Annotated in this window: 23 protein-coding genes and 1 tRNA gene; 5 read left to right on the top strand and 19 right to left on the bottom strand. The window is 49.7% G+C overall.

Annotation, left to right across the window (positions count from 1 at the left end; translation table 11 throughout):
* Positions 1 to 14: 14 nt before the first annotated feature.
* The 5 genes from lepA to rpoE form a co-directional block, all read right to left on the bottom strand.
* A complete protein-coding gene (gene lepA / locus LG288_RS04920; protein WP_404402608.1) occupies positions 15 to 1,826 on the bottom strand; it encodes a translation elongation factor 4 in 1,812 nt (603 codons plus the stop codon).
* 119 nt (positions 1,827 to 1,945) lie between these two features.
* On the bottom strand, positions 1,946 to 2,377 hold the full coding sequence (locus LG288_RS04915; protein ID WP_404402606.1) for a SoxR reducing system RseC family protein: 432 nt from the start codon (positions 2,375 to 2,377) through the stop codon (positions 1,946 to 1,948).
* 5 nt (positions 2,378 to 2,382) lie between these two features.
* Positions 2,383 to 3,366: a MucB/RseB C-terminal domain-containing protein gene (locus tag LG288_RS04910; RefSeq protein WP_404402604.1), complete on the bottom strand. Its 984-nt coding sequence runs from the start codon at positions 3,364 to 3,366 to the stop codon at positions 2,383 to 2,385.
* A gap of 15 nt (positions 3,367 to 3,381) precedes the next feature.
* The gene (locus LG288_RS04905; protein ID WP_404402602.1) at positions 3,382 to 4,038 is read right to left on the bottom strand and encodes a sigma-E factor negative regulatory protein; all 657 of its coding nucleotides are present in this window, start codon (positions 4,036 to 4,038) and stop codon (positions 3,382 to 3,384) included.
* 16 nt (positions 4,039 to 4,054) lie between these two features.
* A complete protein-coding gene (gene rpoE, locus LG288_RS04900) occupies positions 4,055 to 4,633 on the bottom strand; it encodes an RNA polymerase sigma factor RpoE (RefSeq protein ID WP_404402600.1) in 579 nt (192 codons plus the stop codon).
* Between the two features lie 144 nt (positions 4,634 to 4,777).
* Here rpoE and nadB point away from each other — a divergent pair, with 144 nt between their 5' ends.
* Complete coding sequence (nadB, locus tag LG288_RS04895; RefSeq protein WP_404402598.1) at positions 4,778 to 6,382, top strand: L-aspartate oxidase; 1,605 nt, start codon at positions 4,778 to 4,780, stop codon at positions 6,380 to 6,382.
* Positions 6,383 to 6,618: 236 nt separating this feature from the next.
* On the opposite strand, the gene LG288_RS04890 is transcribed toward nadB, so the two are convergent.
* Positions 6,619 to 6,891 carry a succinate dehydrogenase assembly factor 2 gene (locus tag LG288_RS04890; protein WP_404402596.1) on the bottom strand — a complete coding sequence of 91 codons (273 nt, stop codon included), beginning with the start codon at positions 6,889 to 6,891 and terminating at the stop codon, positions 6,619 to 6,621.
* A gap of 76 nt (positions 6,892 to 6,967) precedes the next feature.
* Here LG288_RS04890 and LG288_RS04885 point away from each other — a divergent pair, with 76 nt between their 5' ends.
* Together LG288_RS04885 and LG288_RS04880 are read left to right on the top strand one after the other, a co-directional pair.
* A complete protein-coding gene (locus LG288_RS04885) occupies positions 6,968 to 7,864 on the top strand; it encodes a YgfZ/GcvT domain-containing protein (RefSeq protein WP_404402594.1) in 897 nt (298 codons plus the stop codon).
* 6 nt (positions 7,865 to 7,870) lie between these two features.
* Positions 7,871 to 8,353 (top strand): peptidylprolyl isomerase, encoded by a 483-nt coding sequence (locus LG288_RS04880; protein WP_404402592.1) that lies wholly within the window; start codon positions 7,871 to 7,873, stop codon positions 8,351 to 8,353.
* Positions 8,354 to 8,410: 57 nt separating this feature from the next.
* On the opposite strand, the gene LG288_RS04875 is transcribed toward LG288_RS04880, so the two are convergent.
* The 7 genes from LG288_RS04875 to LG288_RS04845 all read right to left on the bottom strand — a co-directional run bounded on the left by LG288_RS04875 (position 8,411) and on the right by LG288_RS04845 (position 15,458).
* The gene (locus LG288_RS04875) at positions 8,411 to 8,902 is read right to left on the bottom strand and encodes a methylated-DNA--[protein]-cysteine S-methyltransferase (RefSeq protein ID WP_404402590.1); all 492 of its coding nucleotides are present in this window, start codon (positions 8,900 to 8,902) and stop codon (positions 8,411 to 8,413) included.
* 23 nt (positions 8,903 to 8,925) lie between these two features.
* Positions 8,926 to 10,437 carry a lysine--tRNA ligase gene (gene lysS, locus LG288_RS04870; protein WP_404402588.1) on the bottom strand — a complete coding sequence of 504 codons (1,512 nt, stop codon included), beginning with the start codon at positions 10,435 to 10,437 and terminating at the stop codon, positions 8,926 to 8,928.
* Positions 10,438 to 10,462: 25 nt separating this feature from the next.
* A protein-coding gene (gene prfB, locus LG288_RS04865; protein WP_404402586.1) for a peptide chain release factor 2 occupies positions 10,463 to 11,561 on the bottom strand; the annotation gives its coding sequence in 2 pieces (ribosomal slippage) (positions 10,463 to 11,485 and positions 11,487 to 11,561; 1,098 coding nt in all).
* A gap of 41 nt (positions 11,562 to 11,602) precedes the next feature.
* The gene (gene recJ, locus LG288_RS04860; protein WP_404402584.1) at positions 11,603 to 13,312 is read right to left on the bottom strand and encodes a single-stranded-DNA-specific exonuclease RecJ; all 1,710 of its coding nucleotides are present in this window, start codon (positions 13,310 to 13,312) and stop codon (positions 11,603 to 11,605) included.
* A 7-nt stretch (positions 13,313 to 13,319) separates the two neighbouring features.
* Positions 13,320 to 14,021, bottom strand: a complete 702-nt coding sequence (gene dsbC / locus LG288_RS04855; protein WP_404402582.1) for a bifunctional protein-disulfide isomerase/oxidoreductase DsbC — start codon at positions 14,019 to 14,021, stop codon at positions 13,320 to 13,322.
* An 11-nt stretch (positions 14,022 to 14,032) separates the two neighbouring features.
* Positions 14,033 to 14,935, bottom strand: a complete 903-nt coding sequence (gene xerD / locus LG288_RS04850) for a site-specific tyrosine recombinase XerD (protein ID WP_404402580.1) — start codon at positions 14,933 to 14,935, stop codon at positions 14,033 to 14,035.
* 43 nt (positions 14,936 to 14,978) lie between these two features.
* Positions 14,979 to 15,458 carry a VC2046/SO_2500 family protein gene (locus LG288_RS04845; protein ID WP_404402578.1) on the bottom strand — a complete coding sequence of 160 codons (480 nt, stop codon included), beginning with the start codon at positions 15,456 to 15,458 and terminating at the stop codon, positions 14,979 to 14,981.
* A 118-nt stretch (positions 15,459 to 15,576) separates the two neighbouring features.
* Between LG288_RS04845 and LG288_RS04840 the strand changes: the two genes are divergently transcribed.
* Positions 15,577 to 15,661 (top strand) — tRNA-Tyr (locus LG288_RS04840).
* Positions 15,662 to 15,673: 12 nt separating this feature from the next.
* On the opposite strand, the gene LG288_RS04835 is transcribed toward LG288_RS04840, so the two are convergent.
* Positions 15,674 to 16,660, bottom strand: coding sequence for an NAD(P)H-quinone oxidoreductase (locus tag LG288_RS04835; protein ID WP_404402576.1), 987 nt, complete (start codon positions 16,658 to 16,660; stop codon positions 15,674 to 15,676).
* 106 nt (positions 16,661 to 16,766) lie between these two features.
* On the opposite strand from LG288_RS04835, the gene LG288_RS04830 reads away from it, so the two are divergent.
* The gene (locus LG288_RS04830) at positions 16,767 to 18,410 is read left to right on the top strand and encodes a response regulator (protein WP_404402574.1); all 1,644 of its coding nucleotides are present in this window, start codon (positions 16,767 to 16,769) and stop codon (positions 18,408 to 18,410) included.
* Here the strand turns inward: LG288_RS04830 and LG288_RS04825 are convergent.
* From LG288_RS04825 to fabZ, 5 genes are all read right to left on the bottom strand, one after another.
* Positions 18,402 to 19,244 (bottom strand): pirin family protein, encoded by an 843-nt coding sequence (locus LG288_RS04825; protein ID WP_404402572.1) that lies wholly within the window; start codon positions 19,242 to 19,244, stop codon positions 18,402 to 18,404. The two genes, LG288_RS04830 and LG288_RS04825, sit on opposite strands and share 9 nt — an antisense overlap.
* A 3-nt stretch (positions 19,245 to 19,247) precedes the next feature.
* Positions 19,248 to 20,192: a glutathione S-transferase family protein gene (locus LG288_RS04820; RefSeq protein WP_404402570.1), complete on the bottom strand. Its 945-nt coding sequence runs from the start codon at positions 20,190 to 20,192 to the stop codon at positions 19,248 to 19,250.
* A 91-nt stretch (positions 20,193 to 20,283) separates the two neighbouring features.
* Positions 20,284 to 21,432 (bottom strand): lipid-A-disaccharide synthase, encoded by a 1,149-nt coding sequence (lpxB, locus tag LG288_RS04815; RefSeq protein ID WP_404403032.1) that lies wholly within the window; start codon positions 21,430 to 21,432, stop codon positions 20,284 to 20,286.
* A gap of 16 nt (positions 21,433 to 21,448) precedes the next feature.
* Positions 21,449 to 22,216, bottom strand: coding sequence for an acyl-ACP--UDP-N-acetylglucosamine O-acyltransferase (gene lpxA / locus LG288_RS04810; protein WP_404402568.1), 768 nt, complete (start codon positions 22,214 to 22,216; stop codon positions 21,449 to 21,451).
* A complete protein-coding gene (gene fabZ, locus LG288_RS04805) occupies positions 22,216 to 22,671 on the bottom strand; it encodes a 3-hydroxyacyl-ACP dehydratase FabZ (protein WP_404402566.1) in 456 nt (151 codons plus the stop codon). The genes lpxA and fabZ overlap by 1 nt, the downstream gene beginning before the upstream one ends.
* Positions 22,672 to 22,681: the final 10 nt, after the last annotated feature.

Genomic DNA, 22,681 nt, shown 5'->3' with positions numbered 1-22,681 from the left:
ACAAAATGCAGGGCTTACTTGCCAACTTTTAATACCGCTAAAAACGCTTCTTGCGGAACTTCTACGTTACCCAGATTTTTCATCCGTTTTTTACCTTCTTTTTGTTTCTGAAGAAGCTTTTTCTTACGGCTGACATCACCGCCATAACACTTCGCGGTCACATTCTTGCGCAGCTGTTTGACGGTCGAACGAGCAATGACATGGTTGCCGATAGTCGCTTGTATTGCAATATCGAACATTTGCCGGGGGATCAGCTCCTTCATTTTATCAACCAGCATACGGCCCCTGCCCTCTGCATGTTCGCGGTGCGTAATCATCGCCAGAGCATCTACCCGATCACCGTTGATCAAAATATCAACCCGCACCATATCAGCCGCCTGAAACTTCTTAAACTGATAATCCAGTGAGGCATAACCGCGGCTGGTTGATTTTAAGCGATCAAAGAAATCCATCACCACTTCAGCCATTGGCATTTCATAGGTAACAGCAACCTGCTTGCCATGGTAGGTCATGGCAGTTTGCACACCGCGTTTATCCACACAGAGCGTTATTACATTACCTAAAAATTCCTGCGGCACCAGAATATTGGCTTCAACCACCGGCTCGTAAATGGTCTCGATCTCGTTAACCGGAGGCAAGTTAACCGGATTGTCGACTTTCACGATATCGCCTTTCACCACTTGCACTTCGTAGACCACAGTGGGTGCCGTAGTTATCAAATCAATATCGTATTCGCGCTCCAGCCGCTCCTGGATGATTTCCATGTGCAACATGCCCAGAAAACCGCAGCGGAAGCCAAAACCAAGGGCTGCTGAATTTTCAGGTTCATAAAAAAGCGAGGCATCGTTCAGCGACAGTTTGCCCAAGGCATCGCGAAATGCCTCATAGTCATCTGAGCTGATCGGAAACATACCGGCATAGACCTGCGGCTTCACTTTTTTAAAGCCTGGTACCGGCGCACTGGCCGGGTTTTTGGCATTGGTGAGCGTATCACCTACCGGCGCTCCCAAAATGTCCTTGATGCCGGAGATAACATAACCCACTTCGCCGGTGTGCAAAATACCGGTTTCGTGCGGCTTGGGATTAAAGTAGCCGACTTTATCAATAATATGGGTTTGGCCGGTGGACATCACTGTCATTTTTTCACCGGCTCGCAAGGTGCCATTTTTAATTCTGACCAACGATACCACTCCCTGGTAATTATCAAACCAGGAATCAATAATCAGAGCCTGCAGTGGCTTCTCAGTTTCACCCTGAGGCGGTGGGATCTGGCGCACAATACGTTCTAAAACTTCGTCGATTCCAATGCCGGTTTTAGCGGAACATTGCACCGCATCAACCGCTTCGATGCCAACAATTTCCTCGATTTCCTGGGCCACACTCATGGCATCGGCCTGGGGTAAGTCAATCTTGTTAAGAACCGGCACCACTTCCAGTTCCATGTCGATGGCAGTGTAACAGTTTGCCAGGGTCTGTGCTTCTACCCCCTGAGCTGCATCAACCACCAGCAAAGCCCCTTCACAGCCTGCCAGAGAGCGCGAAACTTCATAGGAAAAGTCAACATGGCCCGGGGTGTCGATAAAATTCAGTTGATAGGTTTCACCGTCTTTCGCCGTGTAATACAGCGTTACGCTTTGTGCTTTAATGGTAATGCCACGCTCACGCTCCAGGTCCATTGAGTCGAGCACCTGTTCAGCCATTTCCCGATCAGTGAGCCCGCCGCAAAACTGGATAAGGCGGTCAGATAAGGTCGATTTACCATGGTCAATATGAGCAATAATCGAGAAGTTACGGATATTCTTTTGATTAAACGCCTTGTCCGGCATTGATGACACCTCTGAAAACTAAACTTTGACTACGAGCATTATAGCCACATTAGCCATGCAAATTAGCGCTGATCATACCGATGTTACGCCAAAGAACCAATCATTTTGGTCGATTTGAATTAAACTTGTTGAGCTGTTATTTGAATCAGCTGATTCACTTTAACATCGCATTTCTGAAACCAGTGTTTCAGCGCAACAAAGGTAGCGGCAAAACTGCTAAAGGAGAGAACAATGACCAGCCATTCCGGCACACTTTGCAGTGACGTTAAGGTCATTGCCGTTAATAAGAGGATCAGAATGGGCGAACCGTAAAGCAATAGAGCAAAACGTGTTACCTGTTGCTCAGGCATACTGATTTCCACTTGCTCGCCGGGTGTTACCGGAGTATTCGACAGCACAGTAAACTGCGCATTGCGATCAGCAAACAACTTACTGAGGATGCCGGCTCCACAGGTGGTTTTTTGGCTGCAACCACTACAAGCAGTTTTTAGCTGGGTAGTTAAGGTGATACGGTTGCCCTGCACCGCCACCACTTCTGCAATTTCTTTCATGTCGATTATTGTACGCTAGATGCGACCTGTTTGGCGACTTCTAAAGGGATATGCCCCACTACGGTGACAATAGTGTCGGCGACCGGCTGGCTGAATAAGGTTTGCGGACCGGCTAAGCTCATTGCCGGCATCGGCTCGCCCTCGGCTTTAGCTAAGTAGACCGAATATTCGGCTAAACCGTCAGAGTACAGATAGTGGTCGACGGGAGTTCCGTCGAGCACTAACCGATGGTGTTGCTGTTTTATTAACCGAAACCCCGCAGGTGACCAGTTCGGCTGCCGGGTTAACTGGGGCGGCTGTGACGAGCGCAGCTGCGCTAAAAAAGGCGGCTGCTCAATTTCACTCAACTCGTTCATCATTGTCGGCGAAACCGGACGCATCGACAGACTGGTCATTTGCAACTGTTCCATAATTTCGCCGTTGCGGTTAACCATTAAGACCTTGAGCGGCATGCCGGTTTCACGGTCCAGCCACAACGAAAATCCATAACGCTGGTTATCTCGGCTGACGATACGAATATGCTGTGCTTTGCGATCCAATACCCGCGCTCCGCCGACAGCCACCGCCCGGTAATGGCTCGCAACTTCGTCAAAAGGCCTGTTAAATGCACTGGGTATAAGAGTTGAAAGGACTTCTGATTTTAATGAATAGCTTTCGGTAGCAGGGTGAAAATGCGATACCCGATCATTGATTCGCAGCGCGCGAAAACCCGGGCCATTCATTTGCATTAGCCACTCAAACTGGCGACCGCTGTTATCCACTCCATGAACCCATTGATAAGGCTCAATACGGTCCCCCTGAACATGCACCAGCGAAGCTTCAAAATTCAACGTATTAAGGGCAGTGGCCATTAAGTTGAACCAACGCTCGCCGTCATTATTTGTGCTGGCAGCTGCGCGATCATCGGGCTGCTGAGGAGAGCCTTGTAGCGCCTGCACCGGGCTACAAAACGACAGTATGATTATGAGGCCATAATGCCAAAACTTCATGACCTGCTCTCCCTGTTAATTTGGTGAATCTGCGCTATTCTCTTCAGCTTTCTGTGCTGGTTGCTCTGCTGCGGGGGTCTGCAAAATCATTAGCTGTTGCTGATGATCAATTAAATAGGATTGCGCCTGACGCCTTAATTGCTCGCTCTGCTGCGGCGTTTCCTGACTGGCTGCCTGCGTTTGCCCGGCTGGCGAGTAACTGACTGGCTGGCTGCTGCCGCCAATTGGTGCTGTCATGATCGAAGGCTGTTCGCTGGCCGGGTTACCGGGTACTAAATTAGGTTGTTGATAGGTCTGTACTGTTAATACCGCCACTACCGCAACGCCGGCGGCAACGGCTACTTTAGCCGTCGGTTGCAGCCAGCGCGCTGCCGCTTTTCGTACCGCTGCCGAGCGGCTGTGCATCGAGGTTTTTATCACTTCAGGCTTATCGATCTGTGCGGCGATAGCGGCACTGACCTGCTCACTGATATCAACCACTGAGGTACCGCCCAGTTCTCCCTTAAGACTGCTGCTGATGAGGCTATAACGATGCCAGCGCGAACTTTCCTCATCTTTACTTAACCAATCATCAATAGCACTCTGCTCAGCCGATTCCTGGTCAAAAATGGCCGATGTTGTCTGCATTTCTGAAGTTGGCATAGTGTCGTTAGACAGTCTGTCCCGGGACATAGTTGTTCCTCTTTGGTTACCGTTCTAATAACGGTCTCAACTGGTTATCAATGGCTTCCCTGGCACGAAAAATACGTGATCTTACGGTACCAATAGGACAATCCATTGCCACTGCAATTTCTTCGTAACCCAGCCCCTCAATTTCGCGCAGAGTAATAGCCTGGCGCAAATCATCGGGTAAATCTTCCATCGCTTTAAGTACCACCGACTGAATTTCATCGGTTAATAACTGTCGCTCAGGAGAGGCCGAGTCTTTCAATGCCCCGGCACTCTCAATGTATTCTGCATCATCAGCATCAATATCGGCGGACGGCGGTTTACGGCCCTGAGCAACTAAATAATTTTTCGCTGTATTTACCGCAATGCGATACAACCAAGTGTAAAAGGCGCTGTCACCGCGAAATTTTGGTAACGCTTTATACGCTTTTATAAATGCTTCCTGCGCTACATCGGCCACATCACCCGGCTGTTTGACATAACGAGAGATCAAGCTCATTACTTTGTGCTGATATTTTTTTACTAAAAGGTCAAAAGCACGGTTATCACCTTGCTGTACCCTTTCGACTAGCTGTTGATCCGTTATTTTTGTGCTCATCCGAGCCTGTTCTCCCTAGCTTAGGAACTGCTTGAACTGACGGCTCGTCATAGTGACTACAATCTGTGACCCGAGCCGAGGTAAAAAGTTCGCAAAAATCCTAACAAATGCGTAAAATCAGCCAAAATTCTTTAAGAGTACTTTATGGAACCTGCAGCAAATTATCAATCCGATGTCTTAGTTATTGGTTCTGGTGCGGCCGGTTTGACTACCGCTTTACAACTTGCCGATCATGTCAGCGTTATTATCGTTAGTAAAGGCCCATTGCTGGAAGGCTCGACCTATTACGCCCAGGGCGGTATTGCCGCCGTTTTTGATCAGAACGACAGCGTCGAAAGCCACATCGAAGACACCCTGATTGCAGGCGCCGGTTTATGCGAACGCGACGCGGTTAAGTTTACCACAGGCAACGCCCGCGACGCGTTGCAATGGCTGATCGACGCCGGCGTTGGTTTCGATCAGGTTGAGTCTGATAGCAAAGACCCTGAATATCATCTGAACCGCGAGGGTGGCCATAGCCACCGACGCATACTGCATGCTGCAGACGCCACGGGCAAAGTGGTGCAGACAACCCTACAGGATAAAGTGCTGCAACACCCCAATATTAAAGTGTTAGAGCGCTTTAACGCCGTTGATTTAGTCACCGGCAAACGCTTAAACAAAGCTGACCGCTGCTACGGAGCTTATCTTTGGAACCGTCAGCGCGAGCGGGTTGAAACCGTGGCCGCACGGTTTGTAGTACTGGCCACTGGCGGCGCCAGTAAAGTCTATCAGTATACCAGTAATCCGGATATCGCCAGTGGCGATGGTATTGCCATGGCATGGCGTGCGGGCTGCAGTGTTACTAATATGGAATTTAATCAGTTTCATCCAACCTGCCTGTACCACCCAAACGCACACAGCTTTTTATTAACCGAAGCGCTACGCGGTGAAGGCGCAGTCCTGAAACGTCCCGACGGTAGCCGTTTTATGCCGGATTTTCATTCCTTGGCTGAACTGGCGCCGCGGGACGTCGTAGCCCGTGCCATTGACTATGAAATGAAACGTTTAGGCGCTGACTGTATGTATTTGGATATTTCGCATCAGACATCGGAATTTCTGCAGCAGCACTTCCCAACCATCTTTAAAAAATGTCTCGACCTGGGCATCGATATCAGTAAACAGCCAATGCCCGTGGTACCCGCGGCCCACTATACCTGCGGTGGAGTCACCACTAACCTGAATGCTGAAACCGATTTAAATGGCCTGTACGCTGTCGGCGAAGTGGCCTATACCGGTTTGCACGGCGCTAATCGAATGGCCAGTAATTCGTTACTGGAATGTCTGGTTTTTGCGCAAAGCGCTGCACGCCATATTCTCAGTCAGAACTATCAGGAAGCGCCGGTGAGCACCATTCCTGCCTGGGACGAAAGTCAGGTTTCTGACTCCGACGAGGAGGTGATCATTCAGCATAACTGGCACGAACTGCGTCTTTTTATGTGGGATTACGTTGGCATTGTACGCACCACTAAGCGGCTTGAACGGGCCTTACACCGCATAGAACTGCTGCAACAGGAAGTCCATGATTACTATGCTAACTTCCGCGTCAGTAACAACCTGCTCGAACTGCGCAATTTACTGCAAGTTGCTGAACTGATTGTGCGCAGCGCCATGGCTCGTAAAGAAAGCCGGGGTTTACATTACACCATGGACTTTCCCGAGCAGCTGCCGGAGCCTCGCCCCACCCGGTTAGTGCCGTCCGCAGTTTAGTGCCAGTAAGCGCAGTAACGCCAGCTGTTCGGCACTAAGCCGGAACCACCAGAGCCAAAGCCAGCGCCGCTCGCCGTGGCGCTGCAGCGGGACAATTAATAACCAGCGCCAAACGATGAGCGCCTTGCCACTCAGTTGCAGTTGCTCAAGTTCGTCAAGGCGCCAGTAATTACCGCAGTCACTAACAGAAAGTAACTGCGTTGGGTAATCTAGCCGAAAACAATGCAGCGCTTTTATTAGACTTTGACCCGTGACAGCATGAATTCAATCATTTTTGTCAGCCGTTCATCGGGACATTTTTCATGCCCCATAAACCAGGCAAAGAGATCAGGATCATCACAGGTTAGCAGCTGGCGAAAGTCGTCTTTTTGTTGTTCAGTCAACTCGTCATATGCCTCGTCCACAAAGGGCTCAAACAGCACATCCAGTTCTAACATGCCGCGTCGACACGCCCATTTCAGACGTCGTTTGTCTTTTAAGGTGTCTGCAGATTGCTTAAGGGGTAGCATGAATAATTTCACCTCGGCCTTGAAAAAAATATCAGAACCCTAATATTAGCATGAAGTGCGCAAATAAGGAGAGCCTGTGATTGCATTGGAAACATCATTTGTTGAGCAAATGCCGGCCTGCGTTTCGGCAAAGCTGGATGACTATGGTATCATTGCCGTAAGCGGTGAAGACGCCGAAGGCTTTTTGCAGAGCCAGCTGACCTGCGATTTGCGGCAGTTGGCGGAGTATCCGTTTTTATACGGCGCACACTGTGAACCCAGTGGTAAGGCATTTAGCAACTTTTGGTTGCTGCCCTCAAGCCAGGGTTTTTTGCTCATTATGCATCGCAGTGCAATAGCCGGCTCTTTAGCGCAATTTAAAAAGTATGGTGTTTTTAATAAGGTCGACATTGAAGATGTCAGCGATGACTGGTTTATTACCGGCTTATTTGGTACTGAAACCGATGCGTTTATTGCCGATCTTAATGAGAATACGCTTCAACTTAAAGTCGGATCCCAGCCCAATCAATATTTGCTGCTGAGTCCGGCAACAATTTCTACGGACTATCCGCAGGCCTATTGGGATGCGTTGGAAATTGAACGGGTCCGTCCACAGCTGACCGCTGATAACAGTCAGCAGTTTGTGCCACAAATGTTAAATCTACAGGCACTGGGCGGAGTCAGTTTTGACAAAGGATGTTATATCGGCCAGGAAACTATCGCCCGAATGAAATATTTGGGTCGACAAAAGCGGGCTTTGTATCGACTGAGCGGCGAGGCGGCAACGATTGTCCCTGGCACTGAGTTAGAACGCAAGGTTGGTGATAATTGGCGTCGTACGGGAACGGTCATTATGGCAGTGAACCGTTCTGAAAACCAGCAGGATCTGTTGGCTGTGCTGCCTTTAGATATCGAGAAAGGCACTCCAGTCCGGGTTCGTGGTGACGAGGCGAGTCTCCTGGAAATACACTCACTGCCGTATCAACTAGGTTAACTATTTATGAGCGAAGCAATTGCCCCAAACAAAGTTGTGGCTATTAACTACACAGTAAAAACTGCTGACGGCCAGACTTTGGATCAATCGAAGGAAGGCAATCCACTGAGTTTCATCCACGGTCGTGGAATGTTAATCCCCGGTTTAGAAAACGCCTTAGAAGGCAAAACCGAAGGTGACAAATTCAGCGCAGAAATTAAGCCAGACGAAGCCTACGGTGAGCGTCACGAAGGTTTAATTCAAACCGTTCCACGCAATTTATTCGGCGATAACGAAGTGCAACCCGGCATGCAATTCCGTGCCAGCACTGACCAGGGCGATCAGTCCGTTGTCATCGTTGAAGTCAATGACGAAGAAGTCACTGTTGACGGTAACCACCCATTGGCAGGTACTGATTTACAGTTTGATGTTGAAGTTGTTGAAGTGCGTGATGCAACAGAACAGGAACTTGAGCACGGTCACGTGCATACCGACGGCGAAGATCATTAAGCCAGAAAGGTAATCCTGCAGAATACCGCCTCTGCTGCTGCAGCTGGCGGTATTTTTTTATTTCAGCGTCGTGTTAACTCGCACACCTTCATTTTCCAGTAGCCATTGTTTTCGCTGCACCCCTGCTGCAAAGCCACCCAACTGACCCTTACTGGTAATTACCCGATGACAGGGGATCAGCAGCATTAACGGATTACGGGCAATCGCGTTGGCAACCGCCCGAACGCTCTGCGGACGCCCAATTTGCATCGCCACCTGTTTGTACGACAGAGTTTGCCCAAGCTTAATTCGCTGTAACTGGCGCAGCACCTGTTGCTGAAAGCGACTCCCGTTAAGCGCGAAAGGCAGAGTGAAACTCTGCCGCTCGCCACTAAGGTATTCTGATACCTGGAGCTGTACGTCATGCAGTACCCGCTGCTGTCCAGTTTCCGTTAACCCGCTTAAGTCGGGCAAATTGGCCTGGTCCTGGCAATAAAGCCCAAGCAAATGATTGCCTTCAGCAATGGCTAACATGGTGCCCAACCGGCTAGCAAAAGTCAGGTACTGCATAGCTCGAGTAGTTCCGCGCTTCCCTAATCGATTTTAGGCCGCATATGCGGGAACAACAACACATCCCGAATAGAAGGCGAATCGGTTAATAGCATCACCAGCCGATCGATACCAATACCCTCGCCGGCTGTCGGCGGCATCCCGTGTTCTAAGGCGGTAACATAATCTTCATCGTAAAACATGGCTTCATCGTCACCGGCCTCTTTTGCCTCTACCTGCTCGCGAAAACGCTGAGCCTGGTCTTCGGCATCGTTAAGCTCGGAGAAGCCATTTGCCAATTCACGGCCTCCGGCAAAAAATTCAAAACGATCGGTGACAAAGGGATCTTCATCGTTGCGCCGGGCAAGAGGCGATACCTCCGCCGGGTATGCAGTAATGAAGGTCGGCTGAATCAACTGATGCTCGGCTACGGCTTCAAAAATTTCGATTTGGATTTTCCCCAGGCCCCATGACTTTTGCACCTGAATGCCGTTTTGACGGGCAATTTCGCTGGCAGACTCCAGTTCTTGTAGCTGCCCGACCGTCACCTCTGGCAAATATTTAATAATGGCTTCCAGTACGGTCATCCGGGTAAACGGCTGTGCGAAATCGTAGTCAAAACCCTGGCTGGTAAATACAGCGCTGCCCAACACTGATTCTGCGACACCACGCAGCATTTGCTCAGTTAAGTCCATCAGATCGTTATAATCGGCATAGCCCCAGTAGAATTCCAGCATGGTAAATTCCGGGTTATGACGAGTCGACAGGCCTTCGTTACGGAAATTGCGGTTAATTTCAAAAACTTTCTCAAAACCGCCGACAACCAGCCGCTTCAGATAAAGCTCCGGCGCTATACGTAAAAACAGCTCCATATCCAGTGCATTATGGTGCGTTGAAAAAGGACGTGCCGCAGCGCCTCCGGGGATGGTCTGCATCATTGGTGTTTCAACTTCAAGAAACTGACGTTCGCTTAAAAAACGACGAATATAATCAATAACTTTGGAACGAATAATAAAGGTATTACGCGAAGCATCGTTGGTGATCAGGTCAAGGTAACGCTGGCGATAACGCATTTCCTGATCCGACAGACCGTGAAACTTATCCGGCAGTGGCCTTAAAGCCTTGGTCAGCAAGCGCACGTCATCTACCTGTACACTGAGTTCGCCGGTGTTGGTTTTAAACAATACACCACTGGCTCCGACAATATCGCCCAAATCCCATTTTTTAAATTCGGCGTTATAAAAGCCTTCGGGTAAATTGTCGCGGGCGACGTATAACTGGATTTTAGCGCTCATGTCCTGAATAGTGGCAAAGCTGGCTTTACCCATAATACGCCGCGTCATCATGCGACCGGCCACTTTAACGCGGACGCCCTGCTCGGCTAATGCTTCTTTACTTAGCTCGCCGTACTCTTGCTGCAAATCAGCGGCTAACGCATCACGACGGAAATCATTAGGAAACGCAACGCCCTTGTCACGAATTGCCGCTAACTTCGTCTTACGTTGCGCAATTTGCTCATTAACGTCGACTTCGGGTGATTGCGATTTATCTGTCATATTCACTATTCCTCTGTTCTGTCGCTTACAAGCCGCTTTTTAAACTGGCTTCAATAAATGGATCAAGAGCACCATCTAAGACCACTTGCGTATTGCGGTTCTCAACACCGGTGCGCAGGTCTTTGATACGGGCATCATCAAGTACATAAGAGCGAATCTGGCTACCCCAGCCAATATCGGACTTACTGTCTTCTAATGCTTGTTTGTCTTCATTTTGTTTTTGTAACTCCATTTCGAACAACTTTGCTTTTAGCTGTTTCATCGCTGAGTCACGGTTTTTATGCTGCGAACGATCGCTCTGACACTGGACCACAATACCGGATGGTTCATGAGTAATCCGCACCGCCGAATCCGTCCGGTTAACGTGCTGGCCACCGGCACCCGAAGCCCGGTACGTATCAATACGCAGATCGGAAGGATCAATATCCACCTCGATATCATCATCAACTTCAGGGTAAACGAATACCGAAGCAAAAGAGGTATGCCGGCGGTTACCGGAATCGAAAGGCGATTTGCGCACTAACCGATGCACTCCGGTTTCCGTGCGCAGCCAACCATAGGCATATTCACCGCCAATTCGGACAGTGGCTGATTTAATCCCGGCTACCTCGCCTTCGGATAATTCGGTAATTTCAGTACTAAAGCCGTGACTCTCTGCCCAGCGCAAATACATTCTTAACAGCATATTCGCCCAGTCCTGCGCCTCGGTGCCACCGGAGCCTGACTGGACATCAACATAGCAATCAGAATCATCATTTTCGCGCGAAAACATGCGCCTAAATTCCAACTTTTCCAGTTGTTTGAGTAAGTCTTCGAGCTCTTCTTCAGCTTCTGTAAAGGTTTGTTCGTCCTCGGCTTCTACCGCTAAATCAACCAATCCCTCTACATCATCAAGGCCCTGTTTGAGATTGTTTAAGGTATCTAATATCTGTTCAAGCGCTGCCCGCTCTTTACCCAGAGACTGCGCTTTCTCCGGCTGATTCCAGATTTCCGGCTGTTCCAGCTCGCGCGTGACCTCTTCTAAACGCTCAGTTTTTGTCTCATAGTCAAAGATACCCCCTAAGCGCCTCAGAGCGCTCACGCATATCTTTAATCAGAGTATAAGTTGCATTGGTTTCAAACATGTTTGTTCCGTCAGCCGCTAGCAAAATTTAAGGCGCACAGTTTAGCGCAAAGCGCGCATTTGCTCTACCAACAACTGGACCTTTGTTGTCCCGCGAAAGTGGTTTAGCTGCGGTTTATACAGTAATTCAACGGATTTCACCGAATGATCAGGCCATAATTGGGTGTCAACATTAAAAGCAATGGCATCAAAAACACCGCCAGCGGCTGTTTGTAATTGCAGTTTCAGATGTTGGCTTCCGACGATGCGTTGAGAAAGTACTGTAAATACGCCGTCAAATACAGGTTCCGGAAACTTTTGTCCCCAGGGGCCGCTTTGCTGCAGTTGCCCGATAAACTGTAAATTTAAATCTTCATCCTGTAACTCGCCATCAGACCAGTATACCGCCTCTTTTTGCTCGGCTGTCAGCCATTGTCCGGCAAGATCCTGTGCAGCTGCGGTAAACTGAGGCAGGTGGTTTTTCGGCAAAGTCAGCCCAGCCGCCATAGCATGACCACCAAAACGGGTTATTAGGCCCGGGTTGAGAATATCGATACGCTCCAGTAAATCACGGATATGCAGGCCTGCAATAGAACGTGCCGACCCTTTAATCATCCGTTCATCATCATCAGCAAAAACGATGACCGGCCGATTAACCCGGTCTTTTACCCGGCCCGCGACAATACCAATAACGCCGGCATGCCAGCCGGGTTCGTACAGGGTCATCAAGTCAGGACACTGGCCCTCGTTATCCAGCTGTAACCGGGCGACAATTTGCTCAGCGTGATCACGCATTTCACCTTCAATAGAACGGCGCTCGCGGTTCAGATTGTCCAACTGCGCGGCCAGCTCCTGCGCTCGCTGTCCTTCAGCTAAAAGGCACTCAATCCCAAGGCTAATATCGTCCAGGCGCCCGGCTGCGTTAATTCTTGGTCCCAGCGCGAAGCCTAAATCTGCCGCCTGTAACTGTTCGCGGTGGCGCCCCGCAACATCAAGCAATGCCGCGATACCCGTCCGGCAACGGCCACTGCGAATACGCGCCAGCCCCTGATGAACCAATATCCGGTTATTGTAATCCAGCGGCACCACATCAGCCACAGTGCCCAGCGCAACTAAATCGAGCCAGTCAGCTAAATTTGGCAGCGGCTGATAGCCCTGCTCCCGCAGCCCTGCCCTTATTGCCAACAACAAGTAAAAGGCCACTCCGACACCAGCTAAATTTTTACTGGGGAAAACACAGCCGTCCTGATTAGGGTTTATAATGGCATCAGCGGCAGGTAAGTCGGCCGGAGGCAAGTGGTGGTCTGTGATGATCACGCGCACACCCAGCTGCTCTGCACGGGCAACGGCCTCGTTAGCGGCAATACCATTATCCACCGTTATGATAATGTCTGTCCCACGCGCCGCGAGTTGCTCGACCATAGACACTGACAGCCCGTAGCCTTCTGTCATACGGTTCGGTACCCGATAATTAACCCGCTGAAAGCCCATTTCCTGCAAGCCAGTTACCATTAATGCGGTGCTCGTTGCACCGTCGGCATCAAAATCACCACAAATAGTGATTTGTTGCTGCTGGGCGCTTAGTAGCAACTGGACCGCTGCTTCGACACCCTGGAGCTGATTGAAATGGGTTAAGTCTCTGGCACTTAATTGCAGCTGCTGAGCATCAGTAACACCTCTACGCGCGTATATTTGCCGTAATAGCGGCGGCAAACTGTGCGGCAGGTGGCTGTCGTCAACGGCAGCGTAACGTTTTATGGTAAATTCAGCCATTGCCTGATTACTGCATTTGCTCAACCAAAGCGTCCGCCGTACGCAGACCCGGAAGCATGCGACCATCCGGCAGTACGATTGCCGGTGTACCCGTTACCCCAAAGGCCTGACCCATGCGATAATGGCTGGCGACCGGATTATCACAACTGCGGCTGTCGACCTGCTCACCACTTTTTAATTTAGTCAGGGCTTTTGCCGGCTCGTCAGCGCACCAGACGGTTTGCAGTTCACGTCCACCTTTGCTGTTCATGCCGCCGCGCGGAAAAGCCAGGTAGCGTACCGTGATACCGCGATCAAGATACTGGCCGAGGTTTTCATGCATACGCTGACAATAACCGCAGGTGGTATCAGTAAATACGGTAATTTCGTATTTTTCATCAGAAGCCGGGTAAACCACCATTTCATCTTCAACGCGCTGCAATTGCTGTTGGCGCAGTTCGGCCATGGCCTGCTCGGTCAGGTTCTCGGGCTGCTCTTTGGTTAAATCAAAAAGATTACCTGCCAGCAGCCGGTTGCCATCTTTCGAGACATAAAAAATGCCCTGATTAGACGTGATCTGGTAAAGACCGCTAATTGAAGTCTCACTGACCTCGCCAACTTGAATACCGAGTTTTTCAAGTTTTGATGTGTCCAGCTGCTGCGCCGCTAGCGACAAAGATGCGGATAAGCCGAGTGTTAAAAACAAGTGAGTAAAAATCTTTTTGCGCATAATGACCTCTTTTAACCGCGCGGATGGTGTTGCGTATGCAAAGATTGCAATCGCTCACGCGCTACCTGCGTATAAATTTGTGTGGTTGATAAATCACTGTGCCCCAACAACATTTGCAGCACTCGTAAATCGGCGCCATGATTGAGTAAATGGGTTGCAAAAGCGTGGCGTAGCGTATGCGGCGATAAATGGCTCCGGATACCTGCCTGCACAGCGTAATGTTTGATCCGGTACCAAAATGCCTGCCGGGTAAGTAAGGTACCGCGTTGAGTGATGAAAATCCATGGGCTTTGCTTATTCGACAGCGCCGGCCGGCCATGCTGCAAGTAGCGTTGCAGCCAATCCAGCGCTTCTTGGCCCAGCGGCACCAGCCGCTCTTTATCACCTTTACCAATAATTCGAACCAGCCCCTGAGATAAAGAGACCTGATCGTACTGCAGGCGAATCAGTTCAGTAACCCGCAATCCGGTGGCGTACAGCAATTCCAGCATTGCCCGGTCGCGTAGGCCAAGTTCCGAGCCGGTATCCGGCGCTGCCAGCAAAGCTTCAGTATCCTCTTCACTAAGTGAATGAGGGATGTTTTGTGGTAATTTCGGACGTCTCAGTCGGGCACTGGGATCTTCGCTTAGCCAGCCCTGTTTCATGGCAAATTGACTGAATTTTTTTATCGCACTTAAAAAGCGCGAGCTGCTGCTGGGGGCCAGCCCCTGGCTGCGGCGCCAGAGCAAATAGTCCTGCAAAATATCGGCGGATGTTTCCAGCAATCTGAGTTTGTGGTCGCTCAAAAAATCACAGTAGCGCCGCAAGTCGCTGCGGTAGGACGACTGAGTGTTGGCACTGACCCCATGGTGAAGCCATAAATGCTCGATAAACGCATCAATACGTTCATCGTCCTGCCAGTGGACACGGGTCATAGTCTGATGCTTGATTTACTGCCGGAAAAACATAGCTGTTAGCTTACATTAGCTGAGGCTCAGCGGCTATCCCTAACTGTTGCAATACCTCATATAACCGCGAGGGATCGCGGTGCCGATCCGGCAGTTTTTCCGGCTGCTGTTTACGCTTCTGTCGCTTCAGAGTTTGCCAGTCAAGGTTAGCAACCAGTTCCAGCGGTAAACGGTCTGGGTCACTCCGGGCAGCCAGGGGCTGTGGGTGCAAAGCATCGTGCAATTTAAAGTCGGCTAACTGGCTGACGTCATTAAAGACACCATTGCTTTGCTTATAAGGTTGGTCATAGCCCAGCGGCCGCGGTTGCGCAGCACCAATTTGGCGCTGCCAGTTGATTTGTTCCGGCGGCTCTTCAACGACAGTCTGTTCACCCATCGCCGCCAGCCACAAGGCAAATTCGGCGCCATGGCCATGACCCAGAGCTGTTGCCGCCTGCTGATCAAAATACTGGTAAACCGCCTGGGTACTGTCACTGGATACTACTGTCATAAACCGTGCCGATAGCCAAAATCATTAACTTGGTTATCGGCTGGCAGCAAAAAATATTAACTTTTTTTGCTTTGCTCTTTACAGAGTCGGTCAGGCTGCTATTATGCACGCCTCGTGTGGAGGGGTTCCCGAGTGGCCAAAGGGATCAGACTGTAAATCTGACGGCACCGCCTTCGCAGGTTCGAATCCTGCCCCCTCCACCACTTCTTTTGCAGTTAACTGTCACAGTCGGCTACATCAGCTATTTTAACAACCACCTTACCCTGGCTTTGGTCCTCCTTAAGATAATCTAAGGCATCGTTAATGGTATCTGCGCTGTAGACCTTATCGATCACGGGAACCACCCGACGAGCCGCAAATGCCGGCCCAAACTGTTGCCATAAGGCTGTTAATATCTGCCCTTTTTTTGCTGCAGACAAAGATCGCAAGGTAGATCCCAGCAGTCGTTGCCGCTTCATCAGTAAACGGCCAAAATCAACCTGGCCATGGCGGCCTCCCAGTAATCCAATAACAATCAGGCGACCGTCTGTCTGCAATATTTCCTGGTCGCGACTTACGCTATCGCCGGCAACCGGGTTAAGAATCACATCCAATCCACCAATATCTTTGAGTTGCGTATGCACATCTTGCTGATGGCGATTAAACACCCCTGTAGCACCCAACTGCTGACAGAATTGACGCTTCTCCTCGCTGCCAACTGCCGCATAAATTGGGTTCTTCTGCTCCCTGCACAACTGAATTAGTGAGCTGCCGACGCCACTGGCTCCGGCGTAGGAAAACACCACTTCGCCATCTTTTAAATTGGCTAACTGAAACACATTTAAATGGGCAGTGGCGAAAGTTTCCAGCCAACCCGCGCCTTCCTGCAAGGTCCAGTTATCGGGCAATGGCAAAACCTGTCGTGCATCAACGGTGACAGATTCAGCATAGCCTCCGGCCGACAACAGTGCTGCGACCCGCTGACCCACTTTAAGATTGGTAACCTGCTGTCCTACCGCCATTACCACTGCGCTGCACTCCAGTCCGGGAATATCAGAGGCACCTGCCGGTGGCGGATAGGCTCCCGCAACCTGCATAACGTCGGCCCGGTTAACCCCAGCATAGGCTATTTGCAAGGTGACTTCGGTTGCTGCCGGCTTAGACGCGCCTGTCTGCTGTGTCTGCCATTCGATACCTTCGTTTTTAATCCTGGCTATCTGCATAACATATCCTGTGTTTACTTATTAAAGAGTAAGCGCGCTTGTCGATAAAGACATCAGCGATATTTTAGCTTACCATGAGTTGACATTAAGGAAGCAGCTAAGACTTATGAACGATTCCATTGATCTGACTGACAAACGGGTTTTAATTATCGATGATCAAAAAGCCTTTCAGGTGATGCTGAAGGGGCTGCTCATGAGTTTAGGCGCTAAAGATGTACAGGCAAAACGAACCGGAGATGCCGGCATAGCCGCTTATATCCGGCAGCCCTTCGATATTATGTTAGTTGACTATAACCTGGGGCGCGGCAAAAACGGCCGTCAGGTGCTTGAGGAGTTGCAGCAACGCGGGGTTTTAAAAGCAACAACAGTATTTATTATTATTACCGGCGACAATACACGGCCGATGGTGTTAAGCGCACTTGAGCTGCAACCTGATGATTACCTGACTAAACCCTTTTCGCAACATGTATTGCGTACCCGCCTGAACCGCGCATACCAGCGACGGATGGCATTGCAGCCGGTTTTCAAAACATTGTATCAGCAGCAGTATCAGCAGTGCATTGATGCCTGTCATCAACAGGTTGAGATCGGCACGCGTTACAGCCATTACTGCCAGCGCCTGCAAATTGAATTATTCAACAAAACCGAACAATTAAAGCAAGCTGAAACCGCTGTTCAGTCGTTATTACAACAAAGCGCTCAGCCCTGGGCCGAGTTAAAGCTTGCCGAGACTCGACTTTTGCAGCAACGCCCTCAGGAGGCGCTGGATATTGCCACTCAGGTGATTAAAAAAGTACCCAATGCCATCGAAGCACAGGACATTATCACACGCAGTCTGGTTAAATTGGGGCAGCTTGAGCCAGCGCTGCAAAGTGCGCGGGAATCGGTCAGTATGGCGCCGTTTTCCATCGAACGGCAAAATCAACTGGCTCATATTGCCCGTGATAACGGCGATTACGAAGTAGCCAAGCAGGCAATGAACAATATTTTACAAATCGCCCGCTCATCGGTCTATCGTAACGTTCAGCACCTGTGCAACTATCTGAGGGCCATTTTAGATGCTGCAGAACATGCAGAGACACGGCAACAAGTTGCTAAATACCAAAGTGAAGCAAGCATGGAACTGCAACGCGCCCGCTATGACGACAACCTGGTTTATTCTGAGCTGCCCTATGAAAAAATTGAAGCGCTTCTGGGCTCTCGCATTGACGCCTTTAATGGTCGGCTGCGTGAAGCTCAACAGCTGCTGAACCAGGCTGTTGGCGGTGAGCTGGCGACAACCGAAGCCATCCCCGAAGAGCTATTAGTGGATGTTATCATCGTATTGCTGGATCTGGGTGAATTTGAAAAGGCTGCAGTACTTGCAAATACTGCTAATGTCCGTCAACAGCTGGATGACTACAGTACAAAGCTGCTGGAAGAACGGCGACAGCTTAGCAAGCAAACCGAACAAGCATTTCGTGAAGTTCATCAACAAGCGATTAGGCAGTACGGGCAGCATCAGTACAAAGAAGCGCTGGAGCTGTTTAAAAAAGCCCGTCAGATGGCGCCGTTAAACAGTGGGGCCGCGTTAAATTACGTGCAAACTGTTATCAGTTACTGTGAGAACACTAGCAAGATACCTGTTCACTTATTGCGAAAAGAGTGTAGCCAATGTTTTCGCAATTTGCAGGGGCTGCCGTTATCCGACAGCCACCAGCAACGCTATGAACACCTGCAGCAACAGGCCGAAAAGCTGGATTTAATCTAGTTTTTGATTGGCTGCCAGCTGCCCGCTCTGGTAGTCACGGATCGCCTGCTGAATTTCCGTTGCCGTGTTCATCACAAAAGGTCCGTATTGTACAACCGGTTCGCCAATCGGCTCCGCGGCCAACAATAAAAAGCCGGCCTGTCCCTGGGCGCTGATATGCAGTGGCTCATCCGCGTCCAGCTGCAGTAAATCTCCCGTTGCAACGGTTTCATTATCAACCGTTATCGAACCCTGATAACAATACAGCAAACGCTGTTTCTGGCCCTGGCTGGCCAGCGAAAAACTCGTCGCTGAAGACAGCTGATAATCCAGTAATAATAAATTGCGGCCGGCTGCCTCCACCGGGCCACGCAGCTCCTGGTGCTGACCGGCAATAACCCGGACCAGGTAGTTTTGCTGCCGGATCTGCGGAATTTTATCCGCCGGATAGTCGAACCAGGCAGGCGCTGATAGTTTTTCTGCGGCGGGCAGATTAATCCATAGCTGAAAGCCCCACATCAAGCCTTCTTGCTGCTTCGGCATCTCCTCGTGAATAATACCTTTAGCTGCTTTCATCCACTGCACTCCGCCGGCTTCAACTAAGCCGCTATTTCCAACGGAGTCCTTGTGCTGCATCTGCCCGGCCAGCATGTAAGTCAGAGTGCAAAAGCCGCGGTGAGGATGCGGCGGAAAACCGGCAATGTAATCGTCCGGATTATCCGAGCGAAATTCATCCAGCATCAAAAACGGATCGGCCGTTTTGAACGCAGGCTGATTAATAATGCGAGTGAGCTTAACCCCTGCACCATCCTGAGCGGGGATACCCCGGTAACGAGCTTGTACTGCAGTACTCATCGATTAGTCATCCTCCGTCAGCGGCTGCATGAAATCCAGTTGCGGACCGACCGGAACAATCTGCGTCGGGTTAATTGTTTTATGGCTGCCATAGTAGTGTCGCTTGATATGATCCATGACCAGAGTATCGGACACTCCGGGGTGCTGATAAAGTCGTCTGACATAACGCCAGGTATTCGGGTAATCCAGAATACGACGCTTATTTGTTTTAAAGTGGCTAAAGTAAACCGCATCAAAACGTACCAGGGTGGTAAATAAGCGCCAGTCCGCTTCAGTCAGTACATCAGCAACTAAAAAATCCTGCGTCTGGAGGATATTTTCAACCCGATCCAGGGCAGCAAAAAGTGCCTCAAAAGCCTCTTCATAAGCGTCTTGCCGGGTGGCGAAACCGCACCGGTAAACACCGTTATTGATGTCCTGATATACCCACTGATTTACCTCGTCTATTTGCTCACGTAAAGTGGGCGGGTAATAGTCATCGTTGTTGCCGGTCAGCGCATTAAAGGCGCTGTTAAAGATACGAATAATGTCAGCCGATTCATTATTTACGATCGTTTGTTGCTGCTTATCCCACAACACCGGTACGGTTACCCGTCCTGTGTAATCATCTTTGGCATGCAAATAGACTTGGTATAAGTAATTATAGTCGTACAACCCATCGTTTAGCGGGGCACTATCGAACTCCCAGCCATTTTCCAGCATCAAAGGATGCACTGCTGATACGCTGATGTGAGATTCAAGCTGTTTAATTTTCCGAAAGATTAAGGCCCGATGCGCCCACGGACAAGCGTAAGATACATACAAGTGATAACGTCCGGATTCGGCACTGAATTCGCTTTGCGGCCCGAGCGTTTGTCGAAACTGTGATTCACTGCGGACAAAGCGGCCGCCGTGTTTCTCCGTGTCGTACCATTGATCATGCCACTGACCATCGATTAATAATCCCATAAGGCCTCCTTTGTTATAATGCGTAGAGGATATACCTTATTTTTTAGAATTATTAGCGGATTAATTTGGAACTTTTATTCTATTTTTTAGGTTATTCTATGAGATTAAGCACCGCTTTTGCTGCACGCTCATTAGCGTCAACTTTCAGCCGCTCATGTATCCGCAAGAAGTTTACCATCAGATTACTGTTATCACTGTCGATAAGACGCGCTAAGTGGCGTTCGATATTCTCTGCAGAAGCCTCATCCTGTGCCAGCTCCGGAACAATCTGAGTGTCTGCCAGTAAATTCGGCAGAGAAAAAAACGGGGCGTGGAAAAGCCATTTGATTAACCGATAACTTAACCAGCTGAATTTGTAAGCGACAACCATCGGTCGCTTAATAAGCATGGCTTCGAGTGCGACGGTACCGGAAGTTAATATTAAATAATCGGCCGCAGCCATTGTTAAGCGGCTGTTGCCGACGATGATCTGCAGCGTAAGTTCCGGGCAATATTGTTGTTGCAGACTTCTGAACTGCTCAGCCCGTTGTTCGCTGATCATAGGCACCAGCAGTTTTAACTGTGGATAGCGTTGCTGAAGACTAGCGGCCGCTTGTAAAAAAGGTTCGGCCATGCGTTCAATCTCACCCGCCCGGCTACCAGGTAATAATGCCAGATAAACAGCGTCGGTTGCCAGATTAAGCTGTTGGCGTGCTTCTGTCCTGGACCAGTTTTTCGGAATTTCATCAGCCAGAGGATGGCCAACAAACGTTGCCGGTAGCTGGTGTCGATCGTAAAACGCTTTTTCAAAGGGTAGCAGGCACAGCATGTGATCAACCGCTTTTTTAATACCCTTGATACGCCCCTCTCGCCATGCCCATACTGATGGACTGACATAGTGAACGGTTGTTATACCATTATCACGTAAGCGTTTTTCCACCGTTAGGTTAAAATCCGGCGCATCAATGCCAATCATTACATCGGGTTTTTGTTGCTCTATGAAGCTAACTAGCTGACGGCGGTGCTTTAGCAGTTTGGGCAGGTGCCTGACGACTTCCGCGATCCCCATAATGGCCAAATCTTCCATCGGAAAGAAGCTATCAAGCCCCTGTTCTTTCATCAGAGGGCCACCCACTCCGATAAAACGAACAGGCTGTGGCGATTGTTTCCGGATAGCCTGCATTAAGCCGGCGCCGAGCAGATCACCCGAATGCTCACCGGCAACCAATGCAACTACCCGTTCAGTTTTATTTGTATTCACGATTTCGGCGGCCGAATCAGGGTCGGATAATGCCACGTGAACTGTTTTGTACAAACTGACAAAACGTGTCCAGTTGTGGCTCGTTTAACGCGTTAATTTGCGCTACCGCCTCGTTCAATGTTAAATCGGAGCGGTACAACAGTTTATACGCACGTCGAATATTCTGAATTTGCTGGGTCGAAAATTCGCGCCGTTTTAAGCCCTCGGCATTAATAGTGCGCGGCCGTGCATTATGCCCCTGTGCCATAACAAACGGCGGAATATCCTGCACCACAATCGAATTGACTGCAGTAAAAGCATGAGATCCAATATGGCAAAACTGGTGAACGCCGGTCATGCCGCCGAGAATAACCCAGTCTCCCACATGAACATGGCCCGCCAGGGTGGTCTGGTTAGCCAAAATATTATGGTCGCCAATAATGCAGTCATGGGCAACGTGTACATACGCCATCAGCAGATTATGGCTACCTATTTGAGTCAGGCTATTATCCTGCACAGTGCCGCGGTGAATGGTTACCGATTCGCGGATAATATTATTATCGCCAATCACCAGCCGCGTCGGTTCGCCGGCATATTTTTTATCCTGGCAATCTTCACCAACCGAGGAAAATTGGTACAGGGTATTATTTTTACCTAATTCGGTTGGCCCTTTAATGACCACGTGGGAGCGAATATCACAGTTGTCACCAATGACCACATCGGGGCCGATAATTGTCCACGGCCCCACCTTGACGTTGTCGCCCAGTTTGGCCGCGGGATCAATAATTGCGGTTTCGTGAATCACTACACTTCCCTTCTTGCGCAGATAATTTCTGCACTTGCAGCAAGCTGACCCTCTACTTCGGCTTTACCGGAGAATTTCCACACACCACGACGTTCTTTTTCGAAGGTTACATGAAAGTGTACTGTATCACCGGGTACTACCTGGCGTTTAAAGCGCGCATTATCAATACCGGCAAACAGATAAAGGTCATTAGTTCCGGGTGTTTGCTCGGTAATTTTAAAGCCCAGCAGACCGGCAGCCTGTGCCAGCCCCTCAAGTAACAGAACACCCGGAAAAATAGGTTTACCCGGAAAGTGTCCGTTAAACTGGGGTTCATTAAAGCTGATATTTTTAATTGCGTGCAGGTAACTTTCACCATCGCATTCAATAACGCGATCAATCAGCAAAAATGGGTAACGGTGTGGAAGTAAATTCAACACCTCTTGAACATCAAAACCAGACTCTGTGGCTTTCACAGTGACTCCA

The sequence above is a fragment of the Idiomarina seosinensis genome (genome assembly GCF_044797955.1).
Lineage (GTDB): Bacteria > Pseudomonadota > Gammaproteobacteria > Enterobacterales > Alteromonadaceae > Idiomarina > Idiomarina seosinensis_A.
Note: the sequence above shows the minus strand (reverse complement) of the source record. Positions and strands in the feature narration are given on the sequence as shown.

What these genes read in the sequence shown, in the direction of transcription:
- lepA (WP_404402608.1), bottom strand. Translation starts at nt 1,826, where the DNA reads ATGCCGGACAAGGCGTTTAATCAAAAGAATATCCGTAACTTCTCGATT.
- LG288_RS04915 (WP_404402606.1), bottom strand. Translation starts at nt 2,377, where the DNA reads ATGAAAGAAATTGCAGAAGTGGTGGCGGTGCAGGGCAACCGTATCACC.
- LG288_RS04910 (WP_404402604.1), bottom strand. Translation starts at nt 3,366, where the DNA reads ATGAAGTTTTGGCATTATGGCCTCATAATCATACTGTCGTTTTGTAGC.
- LG288_RS04905 (WP_404402602.1), bottom strand. Translation starts at nt 4,038, where the DNA reads ATGTCCCGGGACAGACTGTCTAACGACACTATGCCAACTTCAGAAATG.
- rpoE (WP_404402600.1), bottom strand. Translation starts at nt 4,633, where the DNA reads ATGAGCACAAAAATAACGGATCAACAGCTAGTCGAAAGGGTACAGCAA.
- nadB (WP_404402598.1), top strand. Translation starts at nt 4,778, where the DNA reads ATGGAACCTGCAGCAAATTATCAATCCGATGTCTTAGTTATTGGTTCT.
- LG288_RS04890 (WP_404402596.1), bottom strand. Translation starts at nt 6,891, where the DNA reads ATGCTACCCCTTAAGCAATCTGCAGACACCTTAAAAGACAAACGACGT.
- LG288_RS04880 (WP_404402592.1), top strand. Translation starts at nt 7,871, where the DNA reads ATGAGCGAAGCAATTGCCCCAAACAAAGTTGTGGCTATTAACTACACA.
- LG288_RS04875 (WP_404402590.1), bottom strand. Translation starts at nt 8,902, where the DNA reads ATGCAGTACCTGACTTTTGCTAGCCGGTTGGGCACCATGTTAGCCATT.
- lysS (WP_404402588.1), bottom strand. Translation starts at nt 10,437, where the DNA reads ATGACAGATAAATCGCAATCACCCGAAGTCGACGTTAATGAGCAAATT.
- recJ (WP_404402584.1), bottom strand. Translation starts at nt 13,312, where the DNA reads ATGGCTGAATTTACCATAAAACGTTACGCTGCCGTTGACGACAGCCAC.
- dsbC (WP_404402582.1), bottom strand. Translation starts at nt 14,021, where the DNA reads ATGCGCAAAAAGATTTTTACTCACTTGTTTTTAACACTCGGCTTATCC.
- xerD (WP_404402580.1), bottom strand. Translation starts at nt 14,935, where the DNA reads ATGACCCGTGTCCACTGGCAGGACGATGAACGTATTGATGCGTTTATC.
- LG288_RS04845 (WP_404402578.1), bottom strand. Translation starts at nt 15,458, where the DNA reads ATGACAGTAGTATCCAGTGACAGTACCCAGGCGGTTTACCAGTATTTT.
- LG288_RS04835 (WP_404402576.1), bottom strand. Translation starts at nt 16,660, where the DNA reads ATGCAGATAGCCAGGATTAAAAACGAAGGTATCGAATGGCAGACACAG.
- LG288_RS04830 (WP_404402574.1), top strand. Translation starts at nt 16,767, where the DNA reads ATGAACGATTCCATTGATCTGACTGACAAACGGGTTTTAATTATCGAT.
- LG288_RS04825 (WP_404402572.1), bottom strand. Translation starts at nt 19,244, where the DNA reads ATGAGTACTGCAGTACAAGCTCGTTACCGGGGTATCCCCGCTCAGGAT.
- LG288_RS04820 (WP_404402570.1), bottom strand. Translation starts at nt 20,192, where the DNA reads ATGGGATTATTAATCGATGGTCAGTGGCATGATCAATGGTACGACACG.